Annotated in this window: 8 protein-coding genes; 4 read left to right on the top strand and 4 right to left on the bottom strand. The window is 67.5% G+C overall.

The features are described from left to right. The coding region (locus tag ACI48D_RS25785) for a penicillin acylase family protein (protein WP_435574096.1) at positions 1–1,121 on the top strand (1,121 nt) is incomplete at its 5' end. Here ACI48D_RS25785 and ACI48D_RS25780 read toward each other — a convergent pair. The 4 genes from ACI48D_RS25780 to ACI48D_RS25765 form a co-directional block, all read right to left on the bottom strand. Beyond that, the gene (locus ACI48D_RS25780; RefSeq protein ID WP_435574095.1) at positions 1,084–3,258 is read right to left on the bottom strand and encodes a putative bifunctional diguanylate cyclase/phosphodiesterase; all 2,175 of its coding nucleotides are present in this window, start codon (positions 3,256–3,258) and stop codon (positions 1,084–1,086) included. The two genes, ACI48D_RS25785 and ACI48D_RS25780, sit on opposite strands and share 38 nt — an antisense overlap. A 1-nt stretch (position 3,259) precedes the next feature. Continuing rightward, positions 3,260–6,091 carry a response regulator gene (locus tag ACI48D_RS25775; RefSeq protein ID WP_435574094.1) on the bottom strand — a complete coding sequence of 944 codons (2,832 nt, stop codon included), beginning with the start codon at positions 6,089–6,091 and terminating at the stop codon, positions 3,260–3,262. Between the two features lie 164 nt (positions 6,092–6,255). Next, positions 6,256–6,453: a YbdD/YjiX family protein gene (locus ACI48D_RS25770; protein WP_435574093.1), complete on the bottom strand. Its 198-nt coding sequence runs from the start codon at positions 6,451–6,453 to the stop codon at positions 6,256–6,258. 2 nt (positions 6,454–6,455) lie between these two features. After that, complete coding sequence (locus ACI48D_RS25765) at positions 6,456–8,522, bottom strand: carbon starvation CstA family protein (protein WP_435574092.1); 2,067 nt, start codon at positions 8,520–8,522, stop codon at positions 6,456–6,458. A 199-nt stretch (positions 8,523–8,721) separates the two neighbouring features. Between ACI48D_RS25765 and ACI48D_RS25760 the strand changes: the two genes are divergently transcribed. The 3 genes from ACI48D_RS25760 (at position 8,722) to ACI48D_RS25750 (ending at position 12,011) form a co-directional block, all read left to right on the top strand. Beyond that, the gene (locus ACI48D_RS25760; RefSeq protein ID WP_435574091.1) at positions 8,722–10,092 is read left to right on the top strand and encodes a cache domain-containing protein; all 1,371 of its coding nucleotides are present in this window, start codon (positions 8,722–8,724) and stop codon (positions 10,090–10,092) included. After that, entirely contained in the window at positions 10,085–10,714 is a 630-nt protein-coding gene (locus ACI48D_RS25755) for a response regulator transcription factor (RefSeq protein ID WP_435574090.1), read from the top strand. The genes ACI48D_RS25760 and ACI48D_RS25755 overlap by 8 nt, the downstream gene beginning before the upstream one ends. Positions 10,715–10,817: 103 nt before the next feature. Next, the gene (locus ACI48D_RS25750; RefSeq protein ID WP_435574089.1) at positions 10,818–12,011 is read left to right on the top strand and encodes an HDOD domain-containing protein; all 1,194 of its coding nucleotides are present in this window, start codon (positions 10,818–10,820) and stop codon (positions 12,009–12,011) included. The last annotated feature ends 43 nt before the right edge of the window (positions 12,012–12,054 follow it).

Here is a 12,054-nt window from a genome sequence, read left to right as displayed (position 1 = left end):
GTATTCCGGCGCAGAACATCGTGGCCGGCGACGACCACGGCAACATCGGCTGGATCGTCGGCGGCGCGCTGCCGCGCCGCGAGGCCGGCGGGCGCGGACTGGCGGTGTCCTTCCCCTTGGATGACAATGGGGCCGCGCCGACCTGGCGCTCGTTGCTGCTGCCGGGCGAGCATCCGCGCGTGGTGAACCCGCCGGGCGGCCAGCTGGTCACCGCCAACAACCGCCAGCTGGCGGGGCCGGAGGCGCAAATGCTGGGCGACGGCGGTTTCGACATCGGCGCGCGTGCGCGCCAGCTCGGCGGCGGCTTGCGCCAGCTGGGCGACAAGCTCGAGGTGCCCGCGGTGTTCCGCGCCGCGCTCGACGACCGCGCCCTGTACGTGCAGGACTGGCGCGACCGCCTGCTGGCGCTGCTCGACGAGCGCGCCGTCGCCGGCCATCCGGATCGCGCCGAATTCCGGCGCCTGTTGAAGGAGAGCTGGGACGGCCATGCCAGCACCGCATCGAGCGGCTACCGCCTGGCGCAGCAGTTCCGCTGGTCGCTGTACGAATTGCTGTTCGCCGGCGCCAACGCCGAGATGGAAAAGCTGGACCCGAAGGCGAATATGGCGGTCGCCACCTCGCGCTGGCCGGTCGCGCTGGTGCGCCTGCTCGACGCGCGTCCGGCGGCCTGGCTGCCGCCCGGCTACGCCGACTGGCAGGCGCTGCAGCTGGCCGCCGTCGACCGCGCCATCGTCGAAGTCACGAAGGACGGCACGGCTCTGGCGCAGGCCACCTGGGGCCTGCGCAACACGGCGCAGATCGTGCATCCGATCAGCATGGCGCTGCCGTTCCTGAAGCGCTGGCTGGGCGCGCCGCCCGACCAGTTGCCGGGCGATGCCAACATGCCGCGCGTGGCGGGCCCGAAGTTCGGGCAGTCGGAACGGCTGACGGTGTCGCCGGGAAGGGAAGAGGAAGGGCTGTTCGACATGCCGGGCGGGCAGAGCGGCCATCCGCTGTCGCCCTGGTTCCTGCGCGGGCACGAGGACTGGGTACACGGCAGGCCGGTTCCGCTGCTGCCGGGGCCGGCGGAGCATACGCTCCTCTTCAGTTCGGCACCCACAGCTGCTGCAGCATCCCGGTGACGGTATCGGCCGGCGCCGGGCGGCCCAGGTAGAAGCCCTGCACCAGGTCGCAGCCGTACTCCTCCAGCAGCACCAGCTGCTCGCCGGTCTCGACGCCTTCGGCCACCACCACCATCTTCAGCCCGTGCGCCATCGCGATGATGGCGCGCGTGATGGCCGCGTTCTCGGAATCCTGCGGCAGGCCGCTGATGAAGCTGCGGTCGATCTTCAGGGCGCGCACGTCGAAGCGCTTCAGGTAGTTCATCGACGAGTAGCCGGTGCCGAAGTCGTCGATCGACAGGTATACGCCGATCCCGCGCAGCTGTTCCAGCGTGGCCATGGTCGCCTTGGCGTCGTCCATCAGCGTGCCCTCGGTCAGCTCGAGCTCCAGCAGGCGCGGATCGAGGCCGGTGTCGTGCAGGGCCGACAGCACGATCTGGCTCAGGTTCTCGTCCTTGAACTGCTTGGCCGACAGGTTCACCGCCATCCGTACCGGACGGCGGGTCAGCATTTGCCAGGCGCGCGCCTGGGTGCAGGCGGTGCGCAGCACCCACTCGCCGATCGGGACGATCAGGCCGGTCTCCTCGGCCAGCGGGATGAACTCGGTGGGCGAGACCACGCCGCGCTCCGCATGGCGCCAGCGCACCAGGGCCTCGACGCCGACGATCTCGGACGAGCGCACGTCGAGCTGCGGCTGGTACAGCAGGTAGAGCTCGTCGTTCTGCAGGGCGCGGCGCAACCCGACTTCGAGCTTCACGTGGCTCATGATCTGCATGGTCAGCGAGGACGAGTACAGCTTCGCGTTGTTCTTGCCGCAGTTCTTCGCGTGGTACATCGCGGTGTCGGCATACTTCAGCAGCGAAGTGCAGTCGTCACCGTCCTCGGGGAACAGCGAGATGCCGATGCTGGCGGTGACGAAAATCTCGTTGCCTTCGATGAGGAAGGGACGCCGCATCGAATCCTTCACGCGGTGCGCCACGTTTAGGGCGTGCTCGACGCGGTCCAGGTCCGGGATCAGGATCGTGAATTCGTCGCCGCCCAGGCGCGCCAGGTTGGTGTCCTGGCGCGCATCGAAGCCTTCCCGCGTGAGCGAATCGCCGCGCGACAGCAGGTCGCTCGGGCGGATCGTATCGCGCAGGCGGTCCGAGACCTGCTTGAGCAGCTGGTCGCCGACGTCGTGGCCGAGGGTATCGTTGATGCGCTTGAAGGCGTCCAGGTCCATGAACAGCACGGCGAACTTCTTGTTGCCGATCTTCGAGCGCTGCAGCTCGCGCTCCAGCATCTCCAGGAAGGCCTGGCGGTTCGGGATGCCGGTCAGGCTATCGCAGTAGGCCAGGCGCCGGATCTGGTCTTCGGCGCGCTTGCGTTCGCTGATGTCGCGTACCAGGCCCAGCACCTCGGACGGGCCGGTGGCGACCAGCCGCGCCTCGAAGTGCTGGACCTGGCCGAAGCGGATCAGTTCGTACTCGACCGAGCGCACCTGCTGGATCCGCAGGGTCACCTCGATCTGTTCCAGCATGCGCTCGGCGATATCGCGCGGCAGCACATCGGTGACGTGCTTGCCCACGCATTCGTCGGCAGGGAAGGCGTCGCGCACGCCGCCGCGTTCAGAGCCCGGCTGTTCCCTGCCGGGCTCATAGTCGAGATAGACGCCGTCGGCGTTCATGCGGAAGAAGGTGTCCGGGATCGCCGCCAGCACCGCGCGGTTCTGGGCGTCGGCGATGCGCAGGCGGACGATCGCGTCGCTGGCGCGCAGCACGTACAGCACGCGGTGGCCGAGGATGGGCCAGTTGATCGGTTTGGAGACGAAGTCGGTGGCGCCGGCCTCGTAGGCGTTGGTGACCGCTTCCAGGTCGTCGCCGCCGGTGACCATCACGATCGGCACGGTGGCGCCGTTTTCCGAATCGCGGATCGCCCGGCAGGCGGCAAAGCCGTCCATGCGCGGCATTTCGACGTCCATCAGGATCAGGTCGGGCGTACACTCGCGCGCGAACTTGACGGCCTGCACGCCGTCCTCGGCCTCGATGGCGTCGAGGTTGACGCCTTCCAGCATTTCGAGCATCAGCAGGCGCATCACCGGATCGTCATCGGCGACCAGCACAATTCCGCGTCGGCTCGCACGATGATTTGCGCGTTGGGTGGAGCAGGGGGCTGGCATGTCAGGTTTCCTTCTCAAGGATGGCGGTGAGCGAGTCACGGACGGCCTGGAACTCCTGTTCCATATGGATCAGGAGGGAATCCGCGCCTTCGGTGGTGTCGGCGCGGCCGAGGTGCTCCATTTCCTTGCACAGGGCGGCGAGGGCGTCGGCGCCGACGTTGGCGCTGGCGGATTTCAGGGTGTGGGCGATGCGGCGCACGTTGCCGGTGTCCATGCCGTCGATGGCGTGGCGCAGGGTGCTCAGCTGCTGGGGAGTGTCGTCGACATAGGCATTGATCACCTTCTGCACCAGGGCGTCGCCGCGTTCGCGCGAGAGCATGCGGATCTTTTCCAGCGCCACGCGGTTGATGACGTCGCGCTGGATCACCTCGACCGATTCGCGCGGCAGGCGCGGCGGCGCGTCGTCGTGGTGCACGGTGGCCACCAGCGGCAGCGCGATCCAGCGCCCGATCACTGCGGCCAGCTCCTGCTGTGAGAAGGGCTTCGACAAGTAATCGTCCATGCCGGCGGCGAGGCAGGCTTCGCGGTCGCCCTGCAGCGCGTTGGCGGTGATCGCGATGATCGGGAGCGTCCGTCCGCGCCCGGTCTCTCGCTCCTGGCGGCGGATCGAGGCGGTGGCCGCGAAGCCGTCCATCACCGGCATCTGGCAATCCATCAGCACGCAGTCGTACTGTCCCGCAGTCGCTCCGGACTGCAGCGCGCGCAGGGCTTCCATGCCGTTGCGGGCGCAGTCGACCCGCAGGTCCAGGCTTTCCAGCATCGCCCTGGCGACTTCGACGTTTACCGGATTGTCTTCGGCCAGCAGCACGCGGCGGGCCCCGGCCCTGCCGGATTCGTGGCGCAGCGGCCGCGGCGGCACGAAGCGCGGCGCCGGCACCACCCGGCCGCGCGGACGCGTCGCCAGGCAGGCGAACAGGTCGGCCGCGCGCGCCGGCTTGATCAGCTGGTAGGCCACCCCGGCTTCGCGGCGCTGCACCGGGTCGGCCGCCAGCTTATCGGGGGAAAGCAGAATGACACGCGTCGCGCGCGTGGCGGGGTCAAGCTTGATACCGGCCGCCAGCAGCAGGCCGCTGCCCTGTTCCAGCTCCATATCGAGGATGGTGGCGTCGTACGGCCGGCCGGCCCGTGCCGCCTCATGCAGGCGCTCCAGTGCCTCGTCGGCGGTGTCGGCGCCGTCGCATTCGACGTGCCAGGCGGCCAGGTGGCGCTCCAGGTCCACGCGGCTGCTCTCCTGCCCGTCGACCACCAGCACGCGCAGGCCGTCGATGGTGTGCTGGTGGTCGCCCGGCGCGTCCGGATCGACGCGGCGCTTGTCGAAGGACACCGTGAACCAGAATACCGAGCCTTGCGGACGGCCGTTGTCGACACCGATGGAACCGCCCATCAGCTCGACCAGCTGCTTCGAGATCGCCAGCCCCAGCCCGGTGCCGCCGTACTTGCGGGTGGTCGAGTCGTCGGCCTGGGAGAAGGCCTCGAAGATGCGGCCGCGGGCTTCCCTCGAGATGCCGATCCCGGTGTCGTGCACTTCGAAGCGCAGCATCACGGCCTGGTTGTCCTCGCTGGCGATGCGCACCAGGGCCAGGATCCGGCCTTCGTTGGTGAACTTGATCGCATTGCCCAGCAGGTTGGCCATGATCTGGCGCAGGCGGTTCGGGTCGCCGCAGATCGCCACCGGGATGTCGTTGGCGATGTCGAAATGCATCCCGATGCCCTTGGCTTCGGCCTGCGGCGTGTAGACGGTGTGGATGTCGTCCAGCAGGTCCCACAGGTTGAAGTTGATGTACTCGACGGTGAGCTTGCCGGCCTCGATCTTCGAAAAATCCAGGATGTCGTTGATGATCACCAGCAGATGCTCGCCCGACTGCTTCACCAGTTGGGTGTAGCTGCGCTGCGTGTCGGTCAGCCCGGTCCCGAGCAGCATCTCCGCCATCCCCAGTACGCCGTTCATCGGGGTGCGGATCTCGTGGCTCATGGTGGCCAGGAAGGCGCTCTTCGCGCGGCTGGCCGCTTCGGCCGCGTTCTTGGCCTTTTCCAGCTGCTCGGTGCGCACCGATACCTGACGCTCCAGCTCGTCGCGGTGGTGGGTCAGGGCCTGGCCGCGGCCCTCGACCTGGGCCAGCATGTTGTTGAAGCTGTCGATCAGCGTGCCGAGTTCGTCGTTGCGCTGGTGGGCGATCCGCAGCGTGTAGTTCTGGCTTGCCGCGACCTTTTGCGCAGTGTTGATCAGCTTGGCGATCGGGTCGGCGATGCTGCGCCGGATACGGCGGGCCTGCAGCCATGCCACCAGCATGGCGCTGGCCAGCGCCGCCGCCATCACGCCCATCGCGCGCCCTAGGCGCAGCCAGACCGGGCGTTCGTCGGCCTCGATCATGACCACGCCGGCCGGCTGGCCGCCGGCGTCGGGCGCGACCTGGCGATAGACGCGCATGCTTGGCAGCCAGGGGCGGCTGGCGGCGCGCGTGGCTGCTTCCAGGGCGTCCTGGCCCAGGTCGGGCAGGGAGACCAGCTGGAAGCCCTCGCTGCCTTCCGCGCGCCATGCGGCGAATGGGCGACCCTTGCCGTCGTACAGGACGGCGGCCAGCAGCGCCGGTCTTTCCTGCGCCGCCGACAGGATCTGGGCAGCCAGCTTGCGGTCGTTGAACTGCAGGGCATCCCTGCTGCTGCGCGCCAGCACCTGGGCCAGCGCGCTCAGCTCGGCGCTCTCGTTGCGCCGGTGCTCGGCTACCGATGCCGTCACGAATGCCGCATAGACGACCAGCAGCGCGCTGGCGGCCGACAGCAGGCACATGATCGTCAGTTTCTGGCTCAGGCTGGAACGCTCGAATGTCGGCATAGTCGGGATAAATCCGGAGGGAAAGAACTTTCCCGCAAGAAGGGACTATAGGGGAGCGGGTGTGCGCCCCGTTTGTGCTGTGTCAAGACAGCGGGGCAGAGTGGCGGAGGGAGAAAGAAAAAGGGACGCACGCGGCGTCCCTTCGATGGCGAAACGGGGCAAACTCAGCAGCAGCCGCCGCGTTTGCCGTTGCCGTAGCGAGCCTGCTGGCGCTCGCGGAAGAACTCCTCGTAGCTCATGATGGGCTGACCGGGGTGGGTCTTTTCCATGTGCGCCACATAAGTGTCGTATTCCGGCAGGCCGACCATCAGGCGCATGCTTTGCCCGAGGTAGCGTCCCGCCTGTGCGAGCGTGCTGAACATGATCAGGCCTCGACCGCCGGCTCGACCGGCACGTAGGGGGTTTCCCTGGCGCTCGGACGGGATTCGCGGTTCGCCTGCACGGCGGTGCGGATACCGTAGAACAGCACGGCGACGACCACGAACATGAAGAAGCCGCACAGGGTGGCGTCGACATAGTCGTTGAAGATCACGCGGCCCATCTGGTCGAGGCTCTTGGCCGGCGCCAGCACCTGGCCCTGGTCGAGGGCGGCCTGGAATTTCCGGGCATGGGAGACGAAGCCGACCTTGACGTTGGCGTCGAAGATCTTCTGCCAGCCGGCGGTCAGGGTGCAGATCAGCAGCCAGATGGTCGGCACGATGGTGACCCAGGCGTACTGGCTGCGCTTCATCTTGAACAGCACGACGGTGCCCAGGGTCAGCGCGATACCGGCCAGCATCTGGTTGGCGATACCGAACAGCGGCCACAGGGTATTGATGCCGCCCAGCGGATCGACCACACCCTGGTACAGGAAGTAGCCCCAGGCGGCCACGCACAGGCCGGTGGCGATCAGGTTGGCCGGCAGCGAGTCGGTGCGCTTGAAGGACGGGACGAAGGCGCCCAGCAGGTCCTGCAGCATGAAGCGGCCGGCGCGGGTGCCGGCGTCGACGGCGGTCAGGATGAACAGCGCCTCGAACAGGATCGCGAAGTGGTACCAGAAGGCCATCATCGCCTTGCCGCCGATTACGTTCGACAGGATGTGCGCCATGCCGACCGCCAGGGTCGGGGCGCCGCCGGCGCGCGAGATGATGGTGTTCTCGCCGACGTCCTTGGCGATCTGGGTCAGCTGGTCGGGCGTGATCACGAAGCCGAGATTCGACACCGCGGCGGCGGCGCTCTGGGCGGTGGTGCCGAGCAGGGCGGCCGGGCTGTTCATCGCGAAGTAGACGCCCGGATCGATGGTCGAGGCGGCCACCAGGGCCATGATGGCGACGAAGGATTCCATCAGCATGCCGCCGTAGCCGATGAAGCGGGCGTGGTTTTCATTCTCGATCATCTTCGGCGTGGTGCCGGACGAGATCAGCGCGTGGAAGCCGGACACGGCGCCGCAGGCGATGGTGATGAACAGGAACGGGAACAGCTTGCCTGCCCAGGCCGGGCCGGTGCCGTCGATGAAGCGGGTGATCGACGGCATCTGCATGTGCGGAGCGACGAACACGATGCCCAGCGCCAGTGCGGCGATGGTGCCGATCTTCAGGAAGGTCGACAGGTAGTCGCGCGGCGCCAGCAGCAGCCACACGGGGATCACGGAAGCGATGAAGCCGTAGCCGATCAGCATCCAGGTCAGCTGCACGCCGGTGAAGTTAAACATCGGACCCCAGGTCGGCGAATCGTGCACGGCCTGGCCGCCGAAAATCGCCAGCATCAGCAGCACGAAACCGATCAGCGAGACTTCGCCGATGCGGCCGACGCGGATGAAGCGCGAGTAGATGCCCATGAACAGCGCGATCGGGATGGTCGCCATCACGGTGAAGGAACCCCACGGCGAAGCGGTCAGGGCCTTCACGACGATCAGCGCCAGCACGGCCAGGATGATCACCATGATCATGAAGGTGCCGAACAGGGCGATGACGCCCGGGATCTCGCCCATCTCGGACTTGATCAGGTCGCCCAGCGAGCGGCCGTCGCGGCGCATCGAGATGAACAGCACCATGAAGTCCTGGACGGCGCCGGCGAACACGACGCCGGCCAGGATCCACAGCATGCCCGGCAGGTAGCCCATCTGCGCGGCCAGGACCGGGCCCACGAGCGGGCCGGCGCCTGCGATCGCAGCGAAGTGGTGGCCGAACAGCACATAGCGGTTGGTCGGCACGAAGTCGAGGCCGTCGTTGAACTTGTAGGCCGGGGTCTGGCGTTTGGGATCGAGGCCCATCACCTTGTCGGCGATGTACAGGCTGTAGAAGCGGTAGGCGATCAGGTAGACGCACACGGCGGCTACCACGACCCAGACCGCATTGATGGATTCGCCGCGGTTCAGTGCGACGTAGGCGAGCGCGATGGCCCCCGCCAGCGAAAGCGCGGCCCAACCGAGCCGGCTCGTAAGACGATTCATGGTGACTCCTCCAAGCAGTGACTGCTTATTCTCTGAAAGCTATTCTTGCTTACATTCCTGGCAAGCTACCAATCAGTATCTTGCACCGCCCTGCAATCAACAAGCGCATGATTACGGAGGTGTCTGCGTGGTAATACGTAGGACCACCCGTGGGTTCAAGCGTACAATTTCATGTTACGACGAAATCCATGCGCACGGAATGAAGTTAAGACAGAAGCTCATTTTTCTCGCGATCGCCCCGCTGATCGTGGCCCTGTGCGCGATCGCCCTGTTCATCCGCCAGCAGGCCGTCACCCTGGCCCAGCAGCAGCGCGCCACCATCCAGCAAGCCTACCTGGCCACCAAGCAGGCCGAGCTCGAGCATTACGTGGAGCTGGCCTCGCACGCCATCGCCCACCTGACCGCGTCCGGCCGCAAGGACCCGGCCACGCTGGAAGAGGCCAAGCGCGTGCTGGCCTCGCTCAGCTTTGGCAACGACGGCTACTTCTTCGTGTATGACCTCAACGGCCGCAACCTGATGCATCCGCGCCAGCCGGAACTGATCGGGCGCAATTTATGGAACCTGCACGACCAGTTCGGCGCGCCCACGATCCAGAACCTGATCGCGGTCGCGAAGCGCGGCGGCGGCATGGTGCGCTACAACTGGGCCAAGCCCTCGACCGGCGTCGCCGCGCCCAAGCTCGGCTATGTGGTGTCGATTCCCGGCTGGGGCTGGATGATGGGCAGCGGCCTGTACCTGGACGACGTCGACGCCGCCCTCGAAAAAGTCGATGCCCAGCAGTCGCGCAACATCCAGACCACGATGTGGTGGATCGCCGGCCTGGCGATCCTGTCGGCGCTGGTGATCGGCGCGTCCGGACTAGCGCTGAACGTCAGCGAATCGCGGGTCGCCGACGCCAAGCTGAAGGTGCTGGCCCAGCGAGTGGTCGATTCGCAGGAGGCCGAGCGCGCGCGCCTGTCGCGCGACCTGCACGACGGCATCAGCCAGTGGCTGGTGTCGATCAAGCTGCAGATCGAGGCCGGCGTGATCCGCCTGGCCGGCAACCCCGCCCAGCAGCAGCAGGCGCGCGCCAGCTTCGAACACACCGCCGAGGAGCTCAACAAGGTGCTGGGAGAAGTGCGGCGCATCTCGCACGACCTGCGCCCGACCCTGCTGGACGACCTCGGCCTGGCCGCCGCGCTCGAGCACCTGGCCCAGGAATTCAGCCAGCACAGCGGCATGCCGGTCGCATTTTCAATGAGCGGCAAGGTCGCGCGCCTGCCGCAGGTGGTGGGCACGGTGCTGTTCCGCATCGCCCAGGAAGCGCTGACGAATATCGAGCGGCATGCCGGCGCCGACCGGATCTCGCTGTCGCTGGTCCGCCGCCGCAACGACCTGACGCTGGCGATCGCCGACGACGGCGCCGGCTTCGACACCGAGGACGTGGCCGTGCACCCGCAGCGCGGCATCGGCCTGCGCAACATGATGGAGCGGCTGGACGCGATCGGCGGCACGCTCCGCATCACATCATCAAAGGCGGGCACCACGGTGTGCGCGATCGTCGACCTGAGTAATTGGAACCATGACTGAAACGATACAAGCACCGGTCCACATCATGCTGGTGGACGACCATCCGCTGGTGCGCGACGGCCTGCGCGCGCGCCTGGAAGCGGTGCCGCATTTCCGTGTCGTGGCCGAGGCCGGATCCGGGGGCGAAGCCTTGCAGCTGCTCGGCGGCGCCCGGATCGACCTGGTGCTGATGGACATCACCATGCGCGACGGCAGCGGCATCGAGGCGACCGCGCAACTGAACCGCAGCCATCCGGACGTCGCCGTGCTGATCCTGTCCATGCACGACAAGCTCGAATACGTGAGCCAGGCCATGCAGGCCGGCGCGCGCGGCTACGTATTGAAGGATGCGCCCGGCAAGGACATCGTGCTGGCGATCGACACCGTGATGGGCGGCGGCATCTACTACAGCGCCCCGGTGGCGCGCCAGCTGGCCAGGCCGGCCGCGCAGGACAACCAGCTGACCTCGCGCGAGCAGGAAGTGCTGCGCCACATCGCCAACGGCGAGTCGAACAAACAGATCGCGCGCGCGCTCGACCTGTCGGTGCGCACCGTCGAAACCCACCGCCTGAACATCAAGCGCAAGCTCTGCATCGAAGGGCAGGCCGAGCTGATCCGGTTCGCAGTCCAGCACGCCTCCTGAAAATGTATCCATGAGGAAACAAATTCAGTTGCTTTCCGATAATTCCTGCTCTACTATTAGCGACACACCAATCATGCATATTCACTAATCCGCACATCGACAAATGGTCGCCGCCCCATTCCCGTTGGTTGAGATCCGTTCCGTCGCCAACGCGCAGAACGAATGGGTTGCGCTGCTGCTGCGCGCAGCCGAAGGCGGCCTCGACGACGCCACCCTGCAGGCCATGTTCGGCGCGCCGGACCTGCTGGCGGCCGTGGCGCCGCTGGATTGCGTCGTGCTGCTGGATTCCCCGGCGGCGCTGACACCTCCCGTGTTAAAACTGCTGCCGCCGAACCGCGTGGTGCTGGCGGTGAGCGCGCAGGCATTGGCGGGCGAGGGGACCGCACGGCGCCTGGCCGACCTGCAGATCGACGGCTACCGGGTGCTGCTGGACGGCGCGCTGCCGGCCGGCGTGCCGCAGCCGGCGGCGCTGCGCGGCGTATCGCGCAACTTCGGCGAGGTCCCGGCCGGCTGCGGCGCGCCGGGTTCGGCCCTGCTGCCGGCCCTGTTCGGCCCGCACCTGGCGCGCGGCGTGGATTCCCTGGACTGCCTGCGCGCCTGCGAGAACGCCGGCTTCGGCTGGTTCTCCGGCACCTATGCGCTCGACGATGCCGGCGACGAATCGGAGCATCCCGGCCGGTTCGACGACGGCACCTCGCGCCGACGCCTCTTGACCATGCTGGCGCTGCTGTCCCGCGACGCCGATTCGCGCGAGCTCGAAGCCCAGCTGAAACAGGATCCGGGCCTGTCCTACCACCTGCTCAAGCTGGTGAATTCGGCCGCGTTTTCAAGCGGCACCCATATCGCCAGCTTCGGCCAGGCCATCAGCCGCATCGGCCGGCGCCAGCTGCAGCGCTGGCTGCAGCTGCTGCTGTACGCGCGCCAGCATCCGGACGGCCCGCCGAACCTGCTGCTGCCGGTCGCCGCGCGCCGCGGCGCCTTGCTGGAAGCGCTGTGCAAGCGCGACGGCGGCGACCGCGACGAGCAGGACCTGGCCTTCATGACCGGCGTGTTCTCGCTGCTCGACCGGCTGTTCCACATGCCGATGGCGGACCTGCTGCGCGACTTGAACCTGCCGCTTGATGTCGAAACGGCCCTGCTGGCGCGTGAAGGCCGGCTGGGCCAGCGCCTGCGCCTGTGCGAGGCGGCGGGCCCGGACAGCGCCGTGCTGGAAGCGGCCGGCGTCGACGGCCTGTCCTTGTGGCAGGCCCAGCTCCACGCCTATCACTGGGCCATCCAGGTGGCGCGCAATGTCTGAGACGACGGCGTCCGCGCCAGGCGACGTGGCCGGCAGCAGCGCG

This window comes from Massilia sp. LXY-6 (genome assembly GCF_051233485.1).
Taxonomy (GTDB): domain Bacteria; phylum Pseudomonadota; class Gammaproteobacteria; order Burkholderiales; family Burkholderiaceae_D; genus Telluria.
Note: the sequence above shows the minus strand (reverse complement) of the source record. Positions and strands in the feature narration are given on the sequence as shown.

Bases quoted from the DNA above. Each gene is read 5' to 3' on its own strand.
- ACI48D_RS25780 (WP_435574095.1), bottom strand. From the start codon at position 3,258: ATGCCAGCCCCCTGCTCCACCCAACGCGCAAATCATCGTGCGAGCCGA.
- ACI48D_RS25775 (WP_435574094.1), bottom strand. From the start codon at position 6,091: ATGCCGACATTCGAGCGTTCCAGCCTGAGCCAGAAACTGACGATCATG.
- ACI48D_RS25770 (WP_435574093.1), bottom strand. From the start codon at position 6,453: ATGTTCAGCACGCTCGCACAGGCGGGACGCTACCTCGGGCAAAGCATG.
- ACI48D_RS25765 (WP_435574092.1), bottom strand. From the start codon at position 8,522: ATGAATCGTCTTACGAGCCGGCTCGGTTGGGCCGCGCTTTCGCTGGCG.
- ACI48D_RS25760 (WP_435574091.1), top strand. From the start codon at position 8,722: ATGAAGTTAAGACAGAAGCTCATTTTTCTCGCGATCGCCCCGCTGATC.
- ACI48D_RS25755 (WP_435574090.1), top strand. From the start codon at position 10,085: ATGACTGAAACGATACAAGCACCGGTCCACATCATGCTGGTGGACGAC.
- ACI48D_RS25750 (WP_435574089.1), top strand. From the start codon at position 10,818: ATGGTCGCCGCCCCATTCCCGTTGGTTGAGATCCGTTCCGTCGCCAAC.